General features: G+C 71.4%; 16 protein-coding genes. 6 read left to right on the top strand and 10 right to left on the bottom strand.

Translation table 11 applies throughout. From position 1 onward, the window contains the following. Position 1 precedes the first annotated feature (1 nt). A complete protein-coding gene (locus tag ACIRC0_RS00080) occupies positions 2 to 1,735 on the top strand; it encodes a hypothetical protein (RefSeq protein WP_403609145.1) in 1,734 nt (577 codons plus the stop codon). A 51-nt stretch (positions 1,736 to 1,786) separates the two neighbouring features. On the opposite strand, the gene ACIRC0_RS00075 is transcribed toward ACIRC0_RS00080, so the two are convergent. Further along, a complete protein-coding gene (locus ACIRC0_RS00075; RefSeq protein WP_403612599.1) occupies positions 1,787 to 2,479 on the bottom strand; it encodes a nucleoside/nucleotide kinase family protein in 693 nt (230 codons plus the stop codon). A gap of 473 nt (positions 2,480 to 2,952) precedes the next feature. Here ACIRC0_RS00075 and ACIRC0_RS00070 point away from each other — a divergent pair, with 473 nt between their 5' ends. Both ACIRC0_RS00070 and ACIRC0_RS00065 read left to right on the top strand, forming a co-directional pair. Next, positions 2,953 to 3,690: a beta-phosphoglucomutase family hydrolase gene (locus ACIRC0_RS00070; protein WP_403609142.1), complete on the top strand. Its 738-nt coding sequence runs from the start codon at positions 2,953 to 2,955 to the stop codon at positions 3,688 to 3,690. Beyond that, positions 3,687 to 6,044 carry a glycoside hydrolase family 65 protein gene (locus ACIRC0_RS00065; RefSeq protein WP_403609140.1) on the top strand — a complete coding sequence of 786 codons (2,358 nt, stop codon included), beginning with the start codon at positions 3,687 to 3,689 and terminating at the stop codon, positions 6,042 to 6,044. The genes ACIRC0_RS00070 and ACIRC0_RS00065 overlap by 4 nt, the downstream gene beginning before the upstream one ends. 60 nt (positions 6,045 to 6,104) lie before the next feature. On the opposite strand, the gene ACIRC0_RS00060 is transcribed toward ACIRC0_RS00065, so the two are convergent. The 5 genes from ACIRC0_RS00060 to ACIRC0_RS00040 form a co-directional block, all read right to left on the bottom strand. Next, a complete protein-coding gene (locus ACIRC0_RS00060; protein ID WP_403609136.1) occupies positions 6,105 to 7,847 on the bottom strand; it encodes an RICIN domain-containing protein in 1,743 nt (580 codons plus the stop codon). Positions 7,848 to 7,911: 64 nt separating this feature from the next. After that, a complete protein-coding gene (locus tag ACIRC0_RS00055) occupies positions 7,912 to 8,745 on the bottom strand; it encodes a carbohydrate ABC transporter permease (RefSeq protein WP_403609131.1) in 834 nt (277 codons plus the stop codon). Next, positions 8,742 to 9,725 (bottom strand): carbohydrate ABC transporter permease, encoded by a 984-nt coding sequence (locus ACIRC0_RS00050; RefSeq protein WP_403609129.1) that lies wholly within the window; start codon positions 9,723 to 9,725, stop codon positions 8,742 to 8,744. Before ACIRC0_RS00050 ends, ACIRC0_RS00055 begins: the two co-directional genes overlap by 4 nt. A 48-nt stretch (positions 9,726 to 9,773) precedes the next feature. Beyond that, on the bottom strand, positions 9,774 to 11,027 hold the full coding sequence (locus ACIRC0_RS00045) for an extracellular solute-binding protein (protein ID WP_403609126.1): 1,254 nt from the start codon (positions 11,025 to 11,027) through the stop codon (positions 9,774 to 9,776). Positions 11,028 to 11,083: 56 nt separating this feature from the next. Next, the gene (locus tag ACIRC0_RS00040) at positions 11,084 to 13,033 is read right to left on the bottom strand and encodes a glycoside hydrolase family 127 protein (RefSeq protein ID WP_403609123.1); all 1,950 of its coding nucleotides are present in this window, start codon (positions 13,031 to 13,033) and stop codon (positions 11,084 to 11,086) included. 275 nt (positions 13,034 to 13,308) lie between these two features. Here ACIRC0_RS00040 and ACIRC0_RS00035 point away from each other — a divergent pair, with 275 nt between their 5' ends. After that, a complete protein-coding gene (locus tag ACIRC0_RS00035; RefSeq protein ID WP_403609120.1) occupies positions 13,309 to 14,328 on the top strand; it encodes a LacI family DNA-binding transcriptional regulator in 1,020 nt (339 codons plus the stop codon). Between the two features lie 34 nt (positions 14,329 to 14,362). Here the strand turns inward: ACIRC0_RS00035 and ACIRC0_RS00030 are convergent, their stop codons facing one another. Next, positions 14,363 to 16,906: a SpoIIE family protein phosphatase gene (locus ACIRC0_RS00030; protein WP_403609118.1), complete on the bottom strand. Its 2,544-nt coding sequence runs from the start codon at positions 16,904 to 16,906 to the stop codon at positions 14,363 to 14,365. Positions 16,907 to 17,130: 224 nt separating this feature from the next. Here ACIRC0_RS00030 and ACIRC0_RS00025 point away from each other — a divergent pair, with 224 nt between their 5' ends. Then, positions 17,131 to 18,897 carry an MOSC domain-containing protein gene (locus ACIRC0_RS00025; protein WP_403609115.1) on the top strand — a complete coding sequence of 589 codons (1,767 nt, stop codon included), beginning with the start codon at positions 17,131 to 17,133 and terminating at the stop codon, positions 18,895 to 18,897. A gap of 129 nt (positions 18,898 to 19,026) precedes the next feature. On the opposite strand, the gene ACIRC0_RS00020 is transcribed toward ACIRC0_RS00025, so the two are convergent. The 3 genes from ACIRC0_RS00020 to ACIRC0_RS00010 form a co-directional block, all read right to left on the bottom strand. Next, positions 19,027 to 19,332 carry a DUF1232 domain-containing protein gene (locus ACIRC0_RS00020; protein WP_103843474.1) on the bottom strand — a complete coding sequence of 102 codons (306 nt, stop codon included), beginning with the start codon at positions 19,330 to 19,332 and terminating at the stop codon, positions 19,027 to 19,029. A 122-nt stretch (positions 19,333 to 19,454) separates the two neighbouring features. Further along, positions 19,455 to 19,841 (bottom strand): hypothetical protein, encoded by a 387-nt coding sequence (locus ACIRC0_RS00015; protein WP_403609111.1) that lies wholly within the window; start codon positions 19,839 to 19,841, stop codon positions 19,455 to 19,457. A gap of 320 nt (positions 19,842 to 20,161) precedes the next feature. Next, entirely contained in the window at positions 20,162 to 21,082 is a 921-nt protein-coding gene (locus tag ACIRC0_RS00010) for a MurR/RpiR family transcriptional regulator (protein WP_403609108.1), read from the bottom strand. Positions 21,083 to 21,290: 208 nt separating this feature from the next. Here ACIRC0_RS00010 and ACIRC0_RS00005 point away from each other — a divergent pair, with 208 nt between their 5' ends. Then, positions 21,291 to 21,680 (top strand): hypothetical protein, encoded by a 390-nt coding sequence (locus ACIRC0_RS00005; protein ID WP_403609105.1) that lies wholly within the window; start codon positions 21,291 to 21,293, stop codon positions 21,678 to 21,680. Positions 21,681 to 21,912 lie beyond the last annotated feature (232 nt).

Raw genomic sequence — 21,912 nt, 5'->3', positions numbered from 1 at the left:
CGTGCAGATCACGCTCGACCGCGAGTTCGTCCGCGCGGTGGCCCGCGCCGCAGACCGGCTGGCCGTCCCTCTGGCGGCCGACCCGGACGAAGAGCCGGCCGGTGTGGCCCACCGCGGTCTGGCGCACCGGGTGAAGACACTGCTCGCGGCGTACCGTTCACCGGACTCGACGCTGCACGGCAGCGGGCAGGCGATCGCCGCCGCGATGACCCACCTCCGCGCTCTCCGGGCCCTGCAGACCCCCTCCGGCCTCTTCGCCGGCGGTGACAACGTGCAGTCACCCCCGGATTCCGCGTTCACCATCAACGACGTGTGCGACGCGCAGGTCCTCGCCGCCGGCGGGGGGCCCGACCTGCGGGAGGCCACGGCCGCGCTCGCCGAGATCGCTCACGCTGCCTCCGAGAGCCTGCGCACAGGCGGGGTGCACACCCCGAACCACCGATGGGAGCTGTGCGCGGCGCTGGCCCGACTGCACCGGTCGTTCCCGGACGGCCGGCTGCTCGACCGGATCGAAGCGTGGCTCGCCGAGGGCGTCGACATGGATGCGGAGGGCCTGTACTCGGAGCGGAGCGCCAACTACGCGGCCCACGTCTCCAATCCGTCGCTGCTGCTGCTGGCCGACACCCTCGGCCGCACCGACCTGCTCGACGCCGTCGAACGCAATCTCAGCACGACCCTGGACCTCATCAGGCCGGACGGCACGGTGGAAACCGTCCACTCGCGGCGACAGGACCAGAACCAGCGGTTCTCGCTGGCGCCGTACCTGCCGCAGTACCGGCTGCTCGCGATCCGTACCGGCCGGGGCGACTTCGCCCGAGCGGCGCGGCTGGCAGCGGCCTGCGGCATCGACGACCCCAACCTGCTCGCCGAGACCATCCTCACCCCGGACCTGTGCCGCGCGCTGCCGGCACCGGCGCCGGAAACCCTCCCCCGCGAGCGGTACCTCACCACGGCGCGCCTTGCCTCACGCGCCTCCGCTGCCGCGCACACCGTCGTGTACGGCGGCTCCGACGTGCCCGAGTACCGGCGCATTCGCTCGGGCCTCGCCAACAATCCGACCTTCCTGCGGCTGTTCGCGGGCGAGGCGATCCTCGACGCGGTACGGCTCTCGCGGGGATTCTTCGACATGGGTCCGTTCCGCGCCACGGGCATGCAACGCCTCGCCGACGGCCGGTACCGGCTCACCGAGACCCTGACGGCCGCCTACTACCAGCCGCTTCCGCCGGCCGAGCGGCGATCCGACGGCGCGTACCGGATGGCGGACGAGGGCCGTTTCTCGGCCGCGATGGCCTTCCCGGACCGGCCGCGGGACGAGGTCGCGCTGACGACCGGCATCGACGTGGACCTTCGAGAAGACGGTGCCGACCTGCGGATCGACATGACCGGCCCCCGGGTTCCGTGGGCACTCGAACTGACCTTCCGGCCGGGAGGCGAACTGCACGGTGCCGTACCGATCGGCGACGGACACTGGTGTCTCACGGCCGGGCCGATGACCTACCGAGCGGGCGACAGTGAGATCCGCGTCGAGGTCGGCGTCCACGCCGGGGAGCCGCTCGCAGAGCCGGACCAGACCGACATCCTGCGGTACGACCCGGGTCAGGACTACACGTTCCTGGGCGGGACCGATGCGATGACCGGGGAACGTGTCTACGTCGGTGGATACGGCCCGCAGACGGTGAGCGTCGCACTGCGGGCCCGCCGACCCGACCATGTCGTGCGACCTCAAGGCCGTTGACTTGGTGGTCGGCTCCAGAGGTCCTTCAAGGGCCGGCGCGTTCGCGCCGCGTCACGGGCGGGTCGACGGCTCCCGGCCCGGCGCTGCCGGGGGCGGCCCGTACGGTGCCGGCAGGGCCGTCGCCGGCACGATCAGGTCGGCGCGGTCCCGGGTCGCCGCGATCAGATCCGCGTTGCGCTGGTCGGTACCCAGCACCCAGGCCACCGCCGCTTCGTGCTCCTTGCCGAACTCCTCGTGGCGGGCCACCAGCCGCCGGATGCGCTCCTGCTCGTCGATCTCGCAGAACCACACCTCGTCCAGGTGCGCCCGTACGCGCGCCCACGCCCCCGTACCCAGCAGCAGGTAATTGCCCTCGGTCACGACCAGCCGCGCCGACGGCGGCACGGGGATCGCCCCCGCGATCGGCTGCTCCAGCACGCGCTCGAAGCCCGGCGCGTACACGATCTCGCCCTCCCGCTCCTCGTGCAGGCGCCGCAGCAGCGCCGCGTACCCGGCCGCGTCGAACGTGTCGGGCGCGCCCTTTCGGTCGCGGCGGCCCAGCCGGTCGAGTTCCGCATCGGCCAGGTGGAAGCCGTCCATGGGGACGTGCGCCACCCACGGCGGCCCGTCCCCGTTCAGTTCACGGACCAGGTGCTCGGCGAGCGTCGACTTGCCGGCCCCCGGGCTGCCGGAGATGCCGAGGACAGCTCGGTGGCCGGGGCGGGTCAGGGCCGCGGCCCGCTTCAGGAGGTCGTCGAAGGTCATCGTCCCGTCATTGCACCAGACGTCGCGCCGGATCGCGAGACCGGAGTACCGGACGCCCGGGCTAGCGCTGCGCACGATCGCGCAGCCCTTGGCCGTGGCCGACCTGCCCGGGGTGTCGGCCGGCAGCCGTGCCTGCCACGCCGAACCGCCGACGAATCCCTCCGGGCTGTGCGTCGGCATGGCCTCGGCCCACCTCGACCGCAGACTCGTGCCGTTGGCGGCCGCGCGGACCAAGGCACTCGACATCGTCGGCGCCGAGGCGGGCCACTGGCCGGCCTGCCACGACCGCACCGTGGTCGTGGACGCCCTAGCCGCACGCGCTCGGCCGCGCCCACACCGGCGGTCGGTCCACCCGGACCTGACGCCGTGTCGGGCGACGCGGCCCCGCCCCACGCCCGCCGACGGAGTGTCGACAGGGCGCAATGTGGCACTCGCCACCCTCTGCCCGACGTTCGTGAGGGAAGGTGGCTCCTATGACGAAGCTCGGTCTTCCGGACGGTATCCAGGCCTGCCTCTTCGACCTCGACGGGGTCATCACCAAGACCGCCGTCGTCCACGCGGCCGCGTGGAAACAGACGTTCGACGACTTCCTGCGCGCGCGGGACGGGGCGGACTTCCGCCCCTTCGACGACACCGACTACGACGAGTACGTCGACGGACGCCCCCGCGCCGACGGCGTCCGTACCTTCCTCGCCTCCCGCGGTATCCAGCTACCGGATGGCGCCCCCGACGACCCGCCCGACCGGCAGACCGTGCACGGCCTCGGCAACCGCAAGAACGAGCTGCTGCTGGAGCTGATCCGTACCCGCGGCGTCGAGGCCTACGACGGCACCATCCGGTACATCGGCGCCGTGCGCGCCGAGGGCCTGCGCACGGCCGTGGTCTCCTCCAGCGCCAACTGCCGTGACGTGCTGCGGTCGATCAACGCCGAGCACCTCTTCGACGTACGCATCGACGGGGTCGTGGCCGCCGAACGGCACCTGCCCGGCAAACCGCACCCGGACACCTTCCTCGCCGCCGCACACGACCTCGGCGTGGAGCCCAAGGCCGCCGCCGTCTTCGAGGACGCGCTCGCCGGCATGGACGCCGGACGCTCCGGCCACTTCGGCTATGTCGTCGGCCTGGACCGCGTCGGCCAGGCGGACGCGCTGCGCGCCCACGGCGCCGACGTCGTCGTACCGGACCTGGTGAACCTGGGGGAGTGGTCGTGATCACGCACAACTCGTACACCGTCGAGCCCTGGACCCTGCGTGAACGCGGCCTGAACCTGGACGTCCTGCCCCAGAGCGAATCGGTGTTCGCGCTGTCCAACGGGCATGTCGGCTGGCGCGGCAACCTCGACGAGGGCGAACCGCACGGGCTGCCGGGCACCTATCTCAACGGTGTCCACGAGACCCACCCACTGCCCTATGCCGAGGCGGGATACGGCTATCCCGAGTCCGGGCAGACCGTCATCAACGTCACCAACGGCAAGATCATCCGGCTGCTCGTGGACGACGAGCCGTTCGACCTGCGCTACGGCCGCCTGCGCTCCCACGAACGCGTCCTCGACCTGCGCACCGGACTGCTCACCCGGACCTGTGAGTGGACCTCACCGGCGGGCTCCACGGTCCGTGTCCGCTCCACCCGCCTGGTCTCCTTCACCCAGCGCGCCATAGCCGCCGTCGCCTACGAGGTGGAACCGGTCGGCAAACCCGCCCGGATCGTCGTCCAGTCCGAGCTGGTCGCCAACGAGCAACTGCCCGGCCGTGACCGCGATCCGCGCGCCGCGATCGTGCTCGAGTCGCCGCTGGAGGCCGAGGAGAACTTCGCGAAGAGCACCCGGCTGCGGCTGGTGCACCGCACCCGGCGCAGCGGCCTGAGGGTCGGCGCCGCCGCCGACCACGTCGTCACCGGCCCCGACCCCACCACGACCGAGAGCGAGGCGACCGACGACCTCGCCCGCCTCACCGTCGCCTCCGCACTCGCCCCGGGGCAGACGCTGCGGTTGGAGAAGTTCGTCTCCTACGGCTGGTCCGGCACCCGGTCCCTGCCCGCGATCAGCGACCAGGTGGACGCGGCGCTCGCCGCCGCCACCAGCGTCGGCTGGTCGGGGCTCGTCGCCGAACAGCGGGAATACCTGGACGAGTTCTGGGCGCGCTCGGACGTCGAGATCGACGGGGACGAGCAGATCCAGCAGGCGGTCCGCTTCGCACTCTTCCACGTCCTTCAGGCCGGGGCCCGCGCCGAGCAGCGCGCGATCCCCGCCAAGGGACTGACCGGCTCCGGCTATGACGGGCACGCCTTCTGGGACACCGAGATGTTCGTGCTGCCCCCGCTCACCTACACCTCACCCGGAGCCGTCGCCGAAGCGCTGCGCTGGCGGCAGAACACCCTGCCCGCCGCCCGCGAACGCGCCGTCCAACTGGGCCTGCGGGGCGCTGCGTTCCCCTGGCGGACCATCGACGGCTCCGAGGGTTCGGCGTACTGGCCGGCCGGTACCGCCGCGTTCCACGTCAACGCGGACATCGCCGACGCCGTCGTCCGCTACGTCGCCGCCACCGGCGACGAACGCTTCGAGCGCGACACCGGGGTGGAACTCCTGGTGGAGACGGCCCGGCTGTGGCGGTCGCTCGGACACCACGACCACCACGGCACCTTCCACATCGACGGGGTGACCGGCCCCGACGAGTACAGTGCCATCGCCGACGACAACACGTACACCAACCTGATGGCCCGCGCGAACCTGCTGGCCGCCGCCGACGTGGTCGAGCGCCATCCGCGCCGCGCCGAGGAGCTGGGCGTCGACGACGAGGAGGCCGCGGCCTGGCGGGACGCCGCCGAGGCCATGCACATCCCGTACAACCAGGAGCTCGGTGTCCACGAGCAGCACGCCGGGTTCACCCGCTACCAGCGCTGGGACTTCGCCTCCACCGGCGCCGACCAGTATCCGCTGATGCTGCACTTCCCGTACTTCGACCTGTACCGCAAGCAGGTCATCAAGCAGGCGGACCTGGTGCTGGCGATGTACACGTGCAGCTCCTTCTTCGACGCCGAGCACAAGGCGCGCAACTTCGCCTACTACGAACCCCTCACCGTGCGCGACTCGTCGCTGTCCGCCTGCTGCCAGGCGGTGATGGCGGCCGAGACGGGCCATATGCGGCTCGCCTACGACTATCTGCACGAGGCCGCGCTGATGGACCTGCACGACCTGGAGCACAACACGCGAGACGGTCTGCACATCGCCTCCCTCGCCGGCACCTGGATGGCGCTCGTCGCGGGCTTCGGCGGCATGCGCCACCACGGGCAGAGGATCGCGTTCGCCCCGCGCCTGCCCGAGAGGTTCGGCCGCCTCGCCTTCACGGTGCAGCTGCGGGGCCGCCGACTGCGGGTGGAGATCGGCCGCGGCGCGGCCACCTACACGCTGCAGAACGGCGACCCGCTGACCATCCACCACCACGGCGAGCCGCTCACGGTCGACGCGGACAAGCCGCAGACCCTGGACATCCCGCCGCTCAAGTCCCGCCCCGCACCGGACCAGCCACCGCACCGGCGCCCGAACCACCCGGATGCGAACGAGAGCTGAGGCCGCATGTGTCGCTGCTCACCGTGCCGTCCGGCGCGGTGAGCAGCGACTGCCCGGACCTCAGCGCGAGGTCAGCTTCCACAGGTGGTCGGCGGTGCCGTTGTCGTCCCACTGGAGGACCTGGGCCCCCGAGGTGGTCTTCATCTGGTCCACGCCCAGCAGCAGGCCGCTGTTGTAGTTGGCGATCTTGTAGTAGCCGCCGTCGGCCGGGACCAGCTGCCAGAGGTGGTCGGCGGTGCCGTTGTCACCCCAGATCAGGGCCGTGCCGCCGTCGGAGGTGCTCATGGCCTGGATGCCGAGCAGCAGGCCGCTCTTCTGGTTGACGATCTTGTAGAGGCCCGAGCCGGCGGACACCAGGGTCCAGTTCTGGTCGGTGCCGGTGGTGGATGTCGCCTGGACCACGGGCGTGCCCTGCGCGGTGGCCGCGCCCTGGGTGTCGAGGGCCAGACCGCTGTTCTTGTTGGTGATCTGGTAGCGCCCGGCCAGCGAGGTCGAGGTGCCGCTGGGGGTGATCGTCAGGTGGTAGCCGTCGGTGGCGTTCATCGTCACCGGGACCGTGATCGAGCCGTTGGAGACCGTGTAGTCAGTGTCGGAGATGGTGAGCGGGCCGGACACCGCCGTCGTACGGCCCTTCGACGGCGTGTACTCCAGCTTCACGTGCACCGTGCTGCCGAACGACGACAGGGAGTCGAGGCCGCCCACGGTGACCGCGCAGGAACCGGTGCAGCCGCCGGCGATGACGCTGATCTGGTTGCCCGAGCTGTTGCGGGAGGCGATGCCGTCGATGCCGGTCTGGGCCGGGGGCGTGGTGACGAGCATGTTCCCGGACATGTCGCCGTACCACTTGTAGAGCCAGTACGCGCCGTTGGGCGAGCCGCCGGTGTCGGTGAGGGTGTCGCCGAGGGTGCCGTAGTGGTTCCAGAAGGCGAGCTCGGCGTCGTGCACACCGGCCCGCTCGAACTTGGCGATGTAGCCGACCAGAGGACCGGGCACGCCGACCTCGCTGGTGGTGCCGTACTCCTCGATGGCGATCGGGCGCGGGCTGATGCCGAGGCTCGACTCCAGGGCGCGGTACGCCGACACGTGCGCCGCGATGTCCTTCGAACCCTGCAGCTCGTGCCAGGCGATGATGTCGGGCACGGTGCCGGAGGCCTTGGCGTCGGTGAGGAACGTACTCATCCAGCTCTGGTTCCACGCCGAGTAACTCGGGCCCTGGATGGGGGTCTTGGTGTCCTTGCCGCGGACCTCCTTGTACGTGCGCGCCCAGCCGGCGTCGAAGGCGCCCGCGTTGGTGGTGTCCCACGTCCAGTCGGGCTCGTTCCACAACTCGTACGCGGCGATGTCGGTGGCACCCGACGCCTGCACGGACGCGACCTGCTTGTCCACGGCCGACAGCCAGTCGCTCCAACTGACCCACTTGTACGGGAAGTTGGGGTACCAGTCCGGCATGCGGACGACGACCTTGGCCCCGGCCCGGGCGGCCTTGGGCGCCACGACCAGCGCGTCCCCGGCCGGCTTGGGCTCGCCGTTGGGGAGTTGGGAGCCGCCCGGCGCCATCTGCACGAAGGTGTTCGGCTTCAGCGGGGTGACCAGGCTGTCGGCGGGGGTGGTGTCGTCGGCGAGGCCGTAGAGGCTGCCGGTGGCGACGTGGGTGACCGGGCGGAGGGTCTGGTTCGCGTTCACCACGAGGGTGGTCGAGGATGTCGGGGACGCCTGGACGGGGGCGGCGGTGGCGAGGCCGGCGGCGAGGACGGCTGTGCCGACGGCGGCGGTCAGACCGACGCGTCTGCGAGTGCGGCTCATGAAATTCTGTCTCCTGAGGAGAGGGGATCGGGGGGATGTCCGTCCTGGCCCGTCCAGGACGGACTCAGTCCTTCACCGCGCCCGCGGTCACACCCGCGGCCACGTAGCGCTGTGCGAGGACCAGCAGGACGGCTGCGGGGACGGATGCGACGACGGCGGTGGCCATGATCGCGTTCCACTCCTGGTTGTTGTTGCCGATGTAGTGGTAGATGCCGAGGGTGATCGGGCGCATGTCGCCGCCGCCGTCGAGGGTGTTGGCGAAGACGAAGTCGGACCAGGCCCACAGGAAGCTGAAGAGCGAGACGGTGACCACGGCGTTGCGGCTCACCGGGAGCACGACGGACCGGAAGGTGCGCCACGTGCCGGCGCCGTCGATGCGGGCCGCGGCGATGAGCTCACCGGGGATGCCCGACATGAACGCCGTGAAGATCATGACGCCGAAGGGCACCGCGATGGTGGAGTCGGCGATGATCAGTCCCCACCAGGAGTTGAGCAGCCCGAGGTCGAGGAAGATGCCGTAGAAGCCCATCGCCATGACGATGCCGGGGATCATCTGGGCGACGAGCAGGGCGAGGCCGAGGAGTCCGCCGCCCCAGGGGCGCAGCTTGGCCAGCGCGAAACCGGCCGGCGCGGCGAGGACCAGGGTGAGGACGACGGTGCCCAGGCCGATCAGCAGGCTGGTGCCGAGGTAGGGCATCTGGTCGTTGAGGACGGCCCGGTAGCCCTCGAAGGTGGGGTGCAGCGGAAGGAGGTCGGGTGGGCTCTTGCGCATGTCCTGCTGCGGGGTGAGGGACACGTTGAGCATCCAGTACACCGGGAACAGCATCACGGCGGTGAGCAGGACCCCGATGACGGTGTAGAGGCGCGAGCGGCGGGCGGAGCCGCGGTGGGCGGTCATGCTTCCTGCCTCCTCTGGACGCGGATGTACAGCAGCCCGAAGACGAGGGCGATGAGGATGAGGATGTTGCCGACCGCGGCCCCGGGGCCGAACTTCGGCAGCAGCGAGCCGAAGCCGAGTTGGTAGGACCACGTCGCCAGGGTGGACGAGGCGTCGCCGGGACCGCCCTTCGTCATGATCCAGATCAGGTCGAACACCTTGAGGGTGTAGACCAGGCCGAGCAGCAGCGTGATCGCCGAGACCGGGCGCAGCAGCGGGAAGGTGACGCGCCGGAACTGCTGCCAGGCGCTCGCCCCGTCCAGGGACGCGGCCTCGTACAGCTCCGCGGGGATGTTCTGCAGACCGCTGTAGAGGATGACCAGGTTGAACGGGATGCCGATCCAGATGTTGGCGATGATGACCGAGGTCAGCGCCCAGTCGGGTGAGTTGAGCCAGTCGACCGGTGACACACCCGCGAAGTGAAGGGCGTAGTTGATGACGCCGGACTCGCTGTTGAACATCCACGACCAGGTCGACGCCGACACGATCAGCGGCAGCAGCCACGGAATCAGGAACAGGGCCCTGAGCGTGCCGGCCAGCCGGAAGTGCCGGTTGAAGAAGACCGCGAGGGCGAGCCCGGCCGCGTACTGGAAGGCGATCGACACGAAGGTGAAGATCATGGTGTGGCGCATCGCCGGGCCGAACGTCGGATCGTCGAGAACGGTTCTGAAGTTGTCAAGGCCGGAGAACGGCGCGTCGCCCGCCACGAACGACCGGACGGTGTAGTTGCGCAGGCTCAGGTCGAGGTTGCGGTAGAGCGGGTAGAGGTAGAAGGCGGCGAGGTAGACGACCAGCGGAGCGAGGAAGGCCAGCGCGGTGAGCCGGCTCCTGCGGCGCTGACGGCGCCGCAGTGCCGACGAGTCCTTCCGGTGGGTGGCGCCGGTCGCCCCGGACCTGGCCGGGGACCGCTGGGAGCGGCGGTCGACGCGGGCGATGGTCATGCGAACTCCTGGATGCGGGTGGCGGGTCCGGGGCGGCGGTGCCGGATGTCAGCTCTTGCCCTTGGCGGCGGCCGTCTGCGCGGTGTCGAGGGCGTCCTGCGGGCTCTTGCTGCCGGACAGGGCGGACTGCACGGCGGTCCACATCGGCTGGGAGATCGTCGGGTACTTGGTGCCCAGACCGCCGCTGGTGCGACCGCGCGCCGCGGCCACCGCGTCCACCCACGGCTTCAGCTGGGGGTTCGCCTTCACCTGCTGGGCCTGGACCTCCTGGGTGGGGGCGACGTACATCAGGGTGTTGTCGGTCGACAGCAGGTTGGCGGAGTTGGTCAGACACGTGACGATCTTCTTGCTGGCGTCGTAGCGGGAGCTGTCCTTCTGCACCGGGACGGTGACGAACTCGCCGCCGGTCGGAACGGGTGCCGAACCGCCGCTCTGCCCCGGGATGCTGATGACCCCGTACGGGAACCCGGCCTTCGCCGCGTTGCCGAGCTGCCAGGTGCCGTTCTCGCCGAACGCGTAGTCACCCGTGGCGAACTCCTGCCAGCTGGTGGTCTGGGTGTTCTGCAGCACGTCCTTGGGCGCGTAGCCCTCGTCGACCCACTGCTTCCACAGCGACAGGGCGGCCACGCCCTTGGGAGAGTCGAGCTTGGTGAGGTCGCCGCCGGCGCCCCAGAACCACGGCAGGAACTGGAAGCTGCCCTCTTCCGTGTTGATCGCCGAGAACGTGATGCCCTTCTTGCCGGCCGCCTTGACCTTCTTCAGGGCCGCCGTCAGCGACGCCCAGTCCTTGATGGAGGCGGGGTCGACCTGGGCGGCGGACAGGACCTTCTTGTTGTAGTAGAGGGCGAGCGTGTTGGCGCCGATCGGGACGCCGTAGGCGGAGCCGTCGATGGTGCCCGCGCCGATGATGTTCTTCTGGATCGAGGACGTGTCCAGGCCGAGGTCACTGGTCTTGTTGAGGATGCCCGCCTCCACCAGCGTGGAGACGACCGGGTTGTCCACCAGCATCACGTCGGGGGCATTGCCCTGCTGCGCGGCCAGCAGCGCCTTGTTGCCGAGGTCCGTGGTGTCCATGCCGGTGCGCTTGACCTTGACCCCGGCGTCGGTACCGCACTTGGTGACGAGCCTGCCCCACGCCGAGGAGGCGTCGAACTGCGGGTACGGGTCCCAGAAGGTGTAGGTCGCGCCCGATTTGCCGGACGAGGACGAGGAGGAGCCCGAACCGCCGCCGCAGGCGGTGGCGGAAGCGAGGGTGCCGATGACGGCGACGGCGGCGAGCAGGGCGCGGCGGGTGTGTCTCACGGGTGACCTCGATGTCTTGGGGTGTTGCGGGGCTGGGGGAGGGGAGGGGAGCGCGCTCAGGAGGTCGGCAGCCAGACGCGCATGCTGCCGTCCTGGCGGTTGGCCCAGGCGTAGTAGGGGATCGCGGTCAGCTCGAGGGGCTCACCGGCCGAGGGGTCCCCTGCGCCCTCCGCGGTCCGGTACGGCCACCAGCCGGCGTCGGGGATGTGCCGGCGGTGCCCGGCGGCCACGACGGTGGTGACACCGCCGAGCAGGTCCGGGCGGTGCTTCACGGCGAGCGGGCGGGTGGTGTCGATGACGACGTCGTCCAGACCGCCGCCGGGGTGGTCGACCTGCTCCAGGCAGTACACGAGCGGTCCGCGTTCGATCGCCACACAGCCGCGTACGGCGTCCACGCGCGGGTCGGCCGCGGTGAGGCGGGGTTCCAGGGCGAGTTCGAGGACGACCTGGTCGCCGGGTGCCCAGGTGCGCTCCAGCCTCAGCCAGCCGTCGCTCACGGGCGCGTCGGTCTGGTCGTACGCCGTGTCCCCGACCCGGACCCGGTACTCGCGGCACCACTGCGGGACGCGCAGGGAAAGCGTCCAGGGCCGCTCCTCGGGGGTCTCCTCGACGGTCAGGGTGATGGTGCCGTGCCAGGGGTAGTCGGTCTCGGAGCTCACGGCGACCGGGGTGCCGTCGAGGTCGCCCGCGTAGCGCCCGGTGACGTACTGGTGGATCTGCAGGCCGCCCGCGTCCGTCGAGGCGAGGTAGTGCTCCAGGGAGGCCAGCAGCCGCATGACGTTCGGCGGGCAGCAGGCGCAGCGGAACCAGCGGGTGCGGCGGGCCGACTGGTCGCCGCCGGTGTCGGTGTGGCCGTCGCGCACCTGCAGCGGGTTGACGTAGAGCCAGCGCTCGCCGTCCAGGGAGACGCCGGCGAGGAAGCCGTTGTACAGGGTGCGCTCGATCAGGTCGCAGTAGCGGGCCTCGCCGGTGAGCAGGGCCATGCGCCAGCTCCACTGGACGGAGGCGACGGCGGCGCAGGTCTCGCAGTAGGCGCGCTCGTTGGGCAGCTCGTACGGGTCGCCGAAGTCCTCCTTGTCGTGGTGGGCGCCGAGGCCGCCGGTCACATGGGTCTTGGTGGCGGTCATCGCCTGCCACAACCGCTCGGCGGCGGCGCGCAGTTCGGCCTCCCCGGTCTCGGTCGCCAGGTCGGCAGCGGCGGCCAGCAGGTACAGCTGGCGTACCGCGTGCCCCTCGACGTCGGTGGCCTCGCGCAGCGGTACGCGGTCCTGGCAGTACGCCTCGCCCCCGAGCAGGCCGTGACCGTGGCGGTCGACGAAGTAGGCGGCCAGGTCCAGATAGCGGCGTTCGCCGGTCTCCCGGTACAGCTCGACCAGGGCGGTCTCGACCTCGGGGTGGCCGTCGATGCCGTCGATGGGCTTGCCGCTGCCGGGCGGACCGAAGACCGAGTCGATGTGGTCGGCGAAACGGCAGGCCACATCGAGCAGTTCGGTCCCTCCCGTCGCCCGGTGGTGGGCGACCGCGGCCTGGATCAGATGGCCGGCGCAGTACAGCTCGTGGCCCCAGCGCAGGTCCTCGTAGCGCTTACCGCCCTCGCGGAGCTGGAACCAGGTGTTGAGGTAGCCGTCGGGCTGCTGGGCGTCCGCGACCAGCGCGACGATCCGGCCCACCACGTCGGCGAGTTCACCGTCGCCCCCGGGCGTCGTCCGCTGGGCGAGCTGCCAGGAGGCGGCCTCGAGCCACTTGTAGACGTCGGAGTCCTGGAACGGGTACGTGCCCTGGAACTCGCCCTCGGCGGTGCCCGCCACCACCCGCAGGTTGTGCAGGTTTCCCGCCGACTCCAGCAGGTGGGGGCCCTGCGGGATGGAGGTGCGGGCATTGACCTCGCGCCGGGCGTGCCAGAAGCCCTCGCGGATGCCGACGACGGCGGGCCGCAGCGCGGTGTGGGCCCCCGGACCGGGGCGGACCGGGCCCGGGGAGGGCGGGGTTGTGCGTGTGCGGGGCATGGTTCTCCGGGGTGCGTCGCGGGACCGGAGCAGCCGACGCGGTCGCTTCGGCTGCGAGGAGACAGGGAGACAGAGAGACAGGGAGACAAGAAGACGAACAAGCGAAGCGGTGCATGTTTGAGCAACCGTTTTTCTGCGGTGAAAGTAGTGGACGGAAGCAGGCGGCGGTCAAGAGGAATGACGCGAATTTTTTCCGCTTGCTCACGGGCTGGCGCGCAGGACCGCGCTGCTGCCAGGATGGGGCGCACCGCTACCCCCGAGGAAAAGGTTTGCCCGTGTCCCCTGCTGCAGGCATCCCCTCCACCGGCCGGGCCAAGCTCGCCGATGTCGCCGCCCTGGCGGGTGTCAGCGTCGGCACGGCGTCGAAGGCGCTGAACGGCGGCGGCAGGATGCGTCCCGAGACCCGGCAGCGGGTGCTGGACGCGGTGGAAGCACTCGGGTTCCGGCCCAACCAGCACGCCCAGAGCCTGCACACCGGCCGCAGCTGGACGGTCGGGCTGATGACGACGGACGGCATCGGCCGGTTCAGCACCCCGGTGCTGCTCGGCGCGGAGGACGCCCTCGGGGCCGGAAAGATCTCCGTGCTGCTGTGCGACACGCGTGGCGACGCCATCCGGGAGCAGCACCATCTGCGCAACCTGATGGACCGCCGGGTCGACGGCATCATCGTCACCGGCCGCCGCACGGACCCCCGCCCCCCGCTGGCCGGCATCGAGTCGGTCCCCATCGTCTACGCGCTCTCGCCCTCGACCGACCCGGCGGACACCTCGGTGGTCTCCGACGACCAGGGCGGGGCACACCTCGCCGTCGATCATCTGCTGGCCACCGGGCGTACCCGGATCGCGCACGTCACCGGCCCGGAGCACCACGCGGCGGCCCGCGACCGGGCCCGCCACACCATCGAGCACCTGGAGCGCTCCTCGCTGCGACTCGCGACGGGGCGGGTCCACTTCGGCGAGTGGAGCGAGGCGTGGGGCCGCCGCGCCGCCGACGCCGTCCTGCGCACGGCACCGGACACGGACGCGTTCTTCTGCGGCAACGACCAGATCGCCCGGGGCATCACCGACACGCTGCGCGAACGCGGGGTGAGCGTGCCCGGTGACATCGCGGTCGTGGGCTACGACAACTGGGACACCATGGCCTTGGCCAGCCGTCCGCCCCTGACCACCATCGACATGAACCTCGCCGAGATCGGCAGGATCGCCGCCCTGCGCCTGCTGGAGGCCATCGACGCGCAACCGGCACCGGGCCTGCACACCGTGCCGTGCCGGCTGGTGGTGCGCGAGTCCAGCTGAAGCAGAGGCCGGCGCGCGGCCCCCGGAGCCGCAGTCAGGTGGGGGCGGGGGCGAACTCGGTGAGCAGGAGGGCGATGTCGTCCACCCGGTCGGAGGACCGGCAAGCGTCCCGCAGCACGGCATCGGCCAGCTCCTCCAGCTGGTGCCCGCCCATTCGGGCGAGCGAGGCCCGGAGTCGGTCGATGCCCGAGCCGATGTCCGAGTGCCGTGTCTCGACCAGCCCGTCCGTGTACAGGACCAGGACCGAGGCGGGTGCGACTCGGAGCTCCGACTCGGGATAGTCGGCCGTTTCCGCGACCCCGAGCAGCGGGCCGCAAGGCAGGTCCAGGAGTTCGACCTCTCCGTCCGGCAGCCGCAGCAGCGGCGGGCAGTGGCCCGCGCGGACCACGCGTAGGACACCGGAGCGGGGGTGGAAGCGGACGTAGCAGCAGCTGGCCAGAAGCGTGCTGTCCAGGTCGAGCAGGAGGCTGTTGGTGCTGGCGACGACGTCGCTCGGCTCATGGCCTGCCGTGACGAAGGCCCGCACGGCGCTGCGCAACTGGCCCATGGCGGCCGCCGCGGCGACATTGTGCCCCTCGACGTCCCCGACGATCAGAGCGACCTCGCTTCCCCTGGGGATGACGTCGTACCAGTCGCCGCCGATGTCCATGCCCCTGGTGCCCGGAAGATAGCGCCCGGTGACGTGCAGGCCCGGCAGTTCGGGCAGCCGGTGCGGCAGCAGCGCGTCCTGCAGGCCGCGGGCCACGGCGAACTCGGCGTCGTAGAGCCGGGCACGCCCGAGGGCCTGAGCGATCAGGCCGCCCAGCGCGGTGAGGACCGCGCGGTCCTCGTCGGGGAACCGGCGGGCGTCGTCGAAGCCGAGGGTGCAGACGCCGACGGGGCGACCCGAGGCGATCAGCGGCAGGAACACCCACGAGCCCGAGTCACTGGCCGGGATCCCGGGGTACGCCTCCAGGAGATCCTGCCGTGAGACGAACAGCGGGGAGCCCGAGGCCAGTACGTCGGTCACGGGCAGCCTGGCGTGCAGCGGGGCGCCCTCGTAGCAGGCCAGGATCCCCTCCGAGTAGCCACGGTGGGTGAGCAGGTGCAGGCGCTGCTCCTCCACCACGGAGATGGCCAGCCGTCGGCCGCCGAAGGCGGGCAGCAACTGTTCGGCGACGGCGTCGCACACCTCTCGTGCGGTGACCGCCTCGGTGAGGGCGCTGCCCAGTTGGAGCACGCGGTAGAGCGCGCCCAGGCGCGGGGCCGCGGGCGCGGACGTCAGGGAGACCGGAGAGCAGTCCTCGCTCACGGGCGTCCCGGCTTCGGCGTCGGCGGGCAGCGGCCGCCTCACGGGTGCCGCCCACCCGGTCATGCCCTGCTCACCCGGGTGGAGGGAGAAGACCAGCCACTCCTCGGACGGGCGGCGAACCAGGAATGAGACCGGTTGCTGGGAGATCGCGGCGGCCCGGTAGCGGTCCTCGTAGACGGGATCTGCCAGCCAGGGCAGGACGTCCCAGGGGCGTCGGCCGAGCAGCTCCTCCTGGCTGACGTGCAGCAGGCCCTCCAGGCTGTGGTTGGCGTAGGTGACACGTCCGTCAGGGGAGAGCGCGAAGAAGCCGTCCGCGAGTCGCTCGATCGCCGCGACGGCGGCCATGCCGCTGCCGGAGTCGAGCACCGCGCCGACCAGACGGGACGCCGCTCGCGGGCCTTCCGGGCTTTCCGGGCCTTCCGGGCCTTCGGGCACCCGGCCCCACAGCTCGACGGTGCGCTGCCCCTGGCCGAGGTCCCGGATGCGGAGGCAGTGCGCGAGCACATGGCCCTCCTGTACCGCGGCACGGGCGGCGGACCGGAAGCCGGGCAGATCGGCGGGCTCGATCCGGGCGGCCAGGGTGGCCGCCCGGCCGTCGAACGAGCGCGGTGGGATCCCGAAGATCGCGCACAGCTCGTCGTCGGCGGTGAGGGCTCCGGTGTCGAGGTCCCAGTCGAACAGGCCCACCCGTATCACCGGCGCGGACGGCGTCGGAACCACCACCGGAGCGGTTCTGTCGTCGCACTCGCCGAGTGCCCGGCGGTCGTCGAGCGCGGCGAGCTCGGCGCCCAGAGCGTCGGCCGTGGAGCGCAGGTGCCGGCACTGCGCCCTGGACAGTCCCGTCCCCTCCCGCCTGGGCCCCCACACCACGGCCATCGCCCCGAAGGTCCGCCCGCCCGCTTTCACGGGCACCGAGGCGGAGCCGAACGGGTAGGGCACGGCGACCGCGAACTGGGGGAAGCGCTGCATGGTCGCCTCCGCGTCGGCCAGGTGGACCATGCGCCCGGAGCGGTACGCCTCCGCCACCGGGATACGGCTGTTCACCGGAATCCGGCGCCAGCCGCCCAGCAGGGAGGGCGGTGTCCCGCACACCGCGGTCAGCACGAGCGAGTGACCGTCGCCGGACAGCAGGAACACACTCGCGGCATGTGCGCCGCTGGCCTCCACGGCCCTGACGACCGCGCGAACCAGCGCGTCCTCGCGCTCGGGCGCTTCGCCGACAGTCGCGGCGCCGAACGGGTACGAACTCACTGCTACGTCGTTGGCCGACACCTTGGCCTCGATCACCCGTGGGGCATTTGTCCCATATTAGGGTGATGAGCGCTCGGGTAGGTCCGCCGTCAGGAACCCGCCTTCTGGGACCTCGACGCGGCGGGCGCGGGCCATGAAGGCGCCGCCCGCCGACTGCAATCACCGGCCGGCGTGCCGCTTGGCAGCACACAATCCGAATTGCGCGGCTTTGGTGCAGGCCTAGCGTGGGAGGGAGCGGAACCCGCCGAGGGAGATGCGCTGTGGCCACTTTGATCTCCGTGAACGTCGGAATGCCCAAGGACGTCCCGTGGCAGGGCTCCACCGTTCACACCGGTGTGTGGAAGGAATCCGTCACCGGACCCAGAATGGTCCGGCGCCTCAACGTGGACGGTGACGGACAGGGCGACCTGAACGGGCACGGTGGCGAACAGCGTGCCGTACTGGTCTATCAACTCGACTCCTACCGGTACTGGCAGGATCAGCTGAAGAGGGACGACTTCACCTACGGGCAGTTCGGTGAGAACTTCACCGTCGAAGGAATGTCGGACCAGGAAGTCTGCATCGGCGACCGGTACCGCATCGGCGGCGCGGTCTTCGAGGTCACGCAGCCCCGGGTGACGTGCTACCGCGTGGGGCTGCGCATGGCGGAGCCGCGCATGGCGGCCCTGCTCGTGTCGCATCACCGTCCGGGCTTCTACATGCGCGTCCTCACCGAGGGGCAGGTCGAGGCCGGCGACGAGATCGTGAAGGTCGCCGATGGACCCGAGAAGATGACCGTCGCGGAGATGGACGCACTCCTGTACCTGCCGGGCCACTCGCGCGCGCAGCTCGAGCGCGGACTGCGCATCCCCGCGCTGAGCCCGGGATGGAAGACCTCACTGCACGACCTGCTCGAGAGCGCGGACAGCCCGGCCACGGGCAATCGCGGCCTCACCGGTGCCGCGACGAGTCCGCCACCCGCCTGGCCGGGGTTCCGTCCCTTGAAGGTGGCCCGCATCGAGCCGGAGAGCAGCAGCATCTTCTCCCTGGTCCTCGCCTCGCCGGAGGGCGATCCCCTGCCGCCGGCACAGCCCGGGCAGTTCATCACGCTGCGGCTGCAGCCCACGCCCGAGGGCCCGCCCCTCATCCGCACCTACTCGCTCTCCGGCCGGCCGGGCGCGCCCGCGTACCGGATCAGCGTCAAGCAGGAACCGCACGGGGCCGCCAGCGGGCACCTGCGCCACCACGTCAAGGCAGGCGATGTCCTCGACGTCGGCGCGCCACGAGGCACCTTCGTTCTTGCGGAAGGCGACAACCCGGTCCTGCTGATCTCCGCCGGCGTGGGAGCCACTCCCGTCCTCGCCATGCTGCACGCCCTTGCCGAAGCCTTCTCCCGGCGCCCGGTGTGGTGGCTGCACGGAGCGCGGGACGGTGCCGGCCACCCTTTCGCGCGGGAAGTTCGCGCGCTGCTGGAACGCTTGCCCAACGCTCACCTCCACGTCTCGTACAGCCGCCCGCGCGCCGATGACCGACTCGGTGTGGACTACACGGCAGCAGGCCGGCTTTCGGCGGAGCGGATAGGCGGACTCGGCCTCCCCGCTGACGCCGACGCCTACCTCTGCGGACCGGCCGCCTTCATGGACGATCTGTCCCAGGCGCTGGGAGGGCTGGGCATCGCGCCGGCCCGCATCCACACCGAGGTCTTCGGCGCTCTGTCCGCCGTCCGGCCGGGTGTGGTCGCGGGGGCCGCTCGCGCCCCTCACCTGCCCGCTCACCCGCCCGGCACGGGCACAGGGCCGACGGTCTCGTTCGCGCGCAGCGGCATCACGGTGCCCTGGGACCCTGGGTACGGCACCCTCCTCGAGTTGGCGGAGGCGTGCGATGTGCCCACCCGGTGGTCCTGCCGCACCGGGGTCTGCCATACCTGCGAGACCGCTGTGCTGTCCGGGCGCGTCGACTACGCGCCTGAACCGATCGACGCCCCCGCCGAGGGCAATGCGCTCATCTGCTGCTCTCAGCCTCCGGTGGACCTGGTCCTGGACCTGTGAGCAGCAGGACATGAGGCGCCACGTTGCGAGGAGACGCGAGGGCGGATCGCCTGCGGGGGTCAATTCGCCCATCTCGCCGCCCGCTTGTCCGTATCGCCGCCACGGCGCGGGCGGCCACCCCGTCGCCCGTCAGTCGGGCAACGTGCCGCCGTCGCGCCAGGGTTCGCGTGCCGGTACAGCGGCCCGCATCGACCTCAGCGCCAGCAGCAGGACGCCGATGTCGTCCAGGTACACGGGATCCGGCAGCAGGTCGGCGGGGAGCACCAGGTACAGGACCGCGCCCCAGAACAGCCAGCGCGGGCCGGTGGGCAGCCCGGCACGGCGCAGGTCGCGGCGCGTGCGGACCAGCCGTCGCAACAGGGCGAGGGCCACGCCGAGCAGGGCCGCCGCCAGTACGGCGGCGACGGCGAGCGCGGCCCAGGTCGTGGAGTCCATGCGCAGCTCCGGGCATCCGTAGGAGTCGTCCTCTCCTACGGATGCCCGCTTCGCGGCGGACTGTGCGCGTGCCGGGCCGGACGCCCCGGACGGCGGCGGAGGAAGGCGGTCGTGACGGTGCGTCAGTGCCCGTGGCGTGCCGGGCTGCTCTCCATCAGGGCCTGGCTGACGGCACGTACGCTGCGCGCGATGTGCTGCAGCTGCATGACCTCGGCGGCGTACATCCTGATCGTGTGCTCGATGACCGACTCCGGCAGACCCAGCGCCGGCAGCTCCGCGCGGGCCGTCTGCAGCGCGGTGCGGGCCACCCGCACCTCGTTCTGCACCTGGATCTGGGCGTGCCGGGCGAGCAGGACCGGGTGGCGGATCAGGGCCGGATAGCTGGCGTAGCGCGCGGGCACGAGTTCCCGCAGCCACTTGATCGCCGACCGCTCCCAGTCGTAGCTGCCGGGGGTTTTGACCTGGCACGGCCAGTCCGAGCTGATCGGCGAGTACGTCGTCAAGGCCATGATGTTCGCTTCCGGGTCACGTCGGCTCAGGGTGCTGCGGCGGCTTGGGGGCGGCTCCGGTCTAGGGGAGGACCGGAGCCGCCACCAGGGATGCCCGCGCAGCGGGGGCCCGGCCGGACACCCGGAGCCCGTGGGTAGGAGCGGACGACTCCGGCTGTCCGTACGGCGCGTCCCGGCTGTCCCGGTCCGCGATCCGCGAGAAGTATTTATATATACCGGCGGATACGCAAGGACATGAAAAAATTCATGTTCTGTTTGGGCCAAGAGATCCCCTTTGACGGGATCGTTGGTCCGCGCCCTTGCTCCGGCGCCCGGGCCGGTCAGTCCTTGAGGAAGAACTGGTGCTGGTCGGCGATCTGCTCGTACTCCTCCAGACGGGCCTGCGTCCGCTCCGGGTCGGCGTCGGTCATCGCCTGCAGCAGCGCCGCGGCCATCAGACCGGGGGCGGCATAGGAGTCGAACACCAGGCGGGAGCCCGTGCCGGTGGCGAACACGACGTCGGCCTCGTCCGCGAGCGGCCCCAGCCCCAGATCCGTGATCAGGGCCACCTTGAGTCCCGCGGTGCGCGCAACCCGCACCGCCGTCAGGCTCTCCTGGGCGTGCCGGGGCATCCCGAAGGCCAGGACCCAGGTGCCGCCGGCCTCCCGCGACTGCAACATCGCGTCGTAGGCGACGGTCCCGCCGCGCGTCACCAGCCGTACGTCGGGGTGGATGCGCCGGGCCCCGTAGGCGAAGTACTCGGCGAGGGAGGCGGAGATCCTCAGGCCCATCACGGTCAGGGGAGTCGACTCCGACAGCGCCCGCCCGACCCGGATCACCTGGTCCGGGTCGCCGAAGTCCCGGCGCAGGTTCTCCAGGTTCTCGATCTCGGCGTCCACGGCCGCCTGCAACTCGTTGGCCCGCTGTTCCGCCGGAGTGCCCGGGGTGCCCAGGGTGCCCAGGGCGATGGACTGCAACTTCTCCCGCAGCGCGGGGTAGCCGCTGAAGCCGACGGCCGCGGCGAAACGGGTCACCGAAGGCTGGCTCACACCCACCCGCTCGGCCAGATCCGTGATCGACAGGAACGCGGCCTCGGTGATGTGCTCGATCAGGTACTGGGCGATCCGGCGGTGCCCCGGGGACAGCCGGGGACCGTCGAACAACTCTCTGAGCTGGGACGTCGGGCTGGCACCCGCTTCCGGGGCCGTCTTGCCCGCAGTGATCGCAGATGCCTGCGCGCGTGCCTGCTGCGGCGATGGCACCGGACCTCCTCCGTTGTGTCCCAAGGCCTTCAACATAGCTCACGGACGGCCCTGACCAGGGGGCTTACCGCCCATATCGCGGACTGCTCCCCGACAGGCGGGCCGGGGGCACGCGCCGTACCGTCGTGCATGGGCCCCTTGGGGCGGGGTACCCGCGTCGGCCGTCCGGTCGGCCCATCGGTCTGCCATCGCGAGGAGAGGAGCGGCCGTGAACGCGTCCGAAACGCACACACCACAGGTCGAAGTAGTGGTCAGCGACTGCTCGGCGACGGACGCCGGGAACCTGTTCGCCGAACTGTGCCGGCACTTCGGCTCGGACCGCGCCGCCGATGAGGCGCCCCACGAGGCGCACACCTCCCGGCCCACGATGTGGACCGGGACGTTCGACACGTCGGCCACGCGCGGGACGGCCGAGCGCCCGTCGCCGCCACCGCCGCTGTCCGGCCCGGTCAAGGCCGAGCTGCAGGGCGAGCCCAGGGCGGTGGAGCGACTGCGCCGCGCCCTGGACGAGCTGTACGCCGTCCACCAGCTCGGCGTCGTCGCCGGGGACCAGGAGGTCGACGTCGAGCTGCGGCTGGAGAGCCGGACAGGGCCCTGAGCGTCACATCCTGGTGCCACGCCGGCGCCGCCGCGGGACACCAGTAGGGCGGGCGCGGACGGGCGGGAAAACACCACCCCCCCCCCCCAGACCCCCACCCCCCCCCCCCCCCACGCGACCCACCCCGCGGCGCCCGCACCGCACTCCCCCACCCCCCACCCGCCTCGCCCAGCCTCCACCCGTGTCCACCCCAGACCACGCGCACCCACCCCCCACCAAGCCCGCCCCCAAT

The organism is Streptomyces sp. NPDC093984 (genome assembly GCF_044764595.1).
In the GTDB taxonomy this organism is placed as follows: domain Bacteria; phylum Actinomycetota; class Actinomycetes; order Streptomycetales; family Streptomycetaceae; genus Streptomyces; species Streptomyces cynarae.
The sequence above is the reverse complement of the archived record's forward strand: the minus strand, read 5'-3'. Positions and strand labels throughout refer to the sequence as shown.

What these genes read in the sequence shown, in the direction of transcription:
- ACIRC0_RS00075 (WP_403612599.1), bottom strand. Translation starts at nt 2,479, where the DNA reads ATGACCTTCGACGACCTCCTGAAGCGGGCCGCGGCCCTGACCCGCCCC.
- ACIRC0_RS00070 (WP_403609142.1), top strand. Translation starts at nt 2,953, where the DNA reads ATGACGAAGCTCGGTCTTCCGGACGGTATCCAGGCCTGCCTCTTCGAC.
- ACIRC0_RS00060 (WP_403609136.1), bottom strand. Translation starts at nt 7,847, where the DNA reads ATGAGCCGCACTCGCAGACGCGTCGGTCTGACCGCCGCCGTCGGCACA.
- ACIRC0_RS00055 (WP_403609131.1), bottom strand. Translation starts at nt 8,745, where the DNA reads ATGACCGCCCACCGCGGCTCCGCCCGCCGCTCGCGCCTCTACACCGTC.
- ACIRC0_RS00050 (WP_403609129.1), bottom strand. Translation starts at nt 9,725, where the DNA reads ATGACCATCGCCCGCGTCGACCGCCGCTCCCAGCGGTCCCCGGCCAGG.
- ACIRC0_RS00040 (WP_403609123.1), bottom strand. Translation starts at nt 13,033, where the DNA reads ATGCCCCGCACACGCACAACCCCGCCCTCCCCGGGCCCGGTCCGCCCC.
- ACIRC0_RS00020 (WP_103843474.1), bottom strand. Translation starts at nt 19,332, where the DNA reads ATGGACTCCACGACCTGGGCCGCGCTCGCCGTCGCCGCCGTACTGGCG.
- ACIRC0_RS00015 (WP_403609111.1), bottom strand. Translation starts at nt 19,841, where the DNA reads ATGGCCTTGACGACGTACTCGCCGATCAGCTCGGACTGGCCGTGCCAG.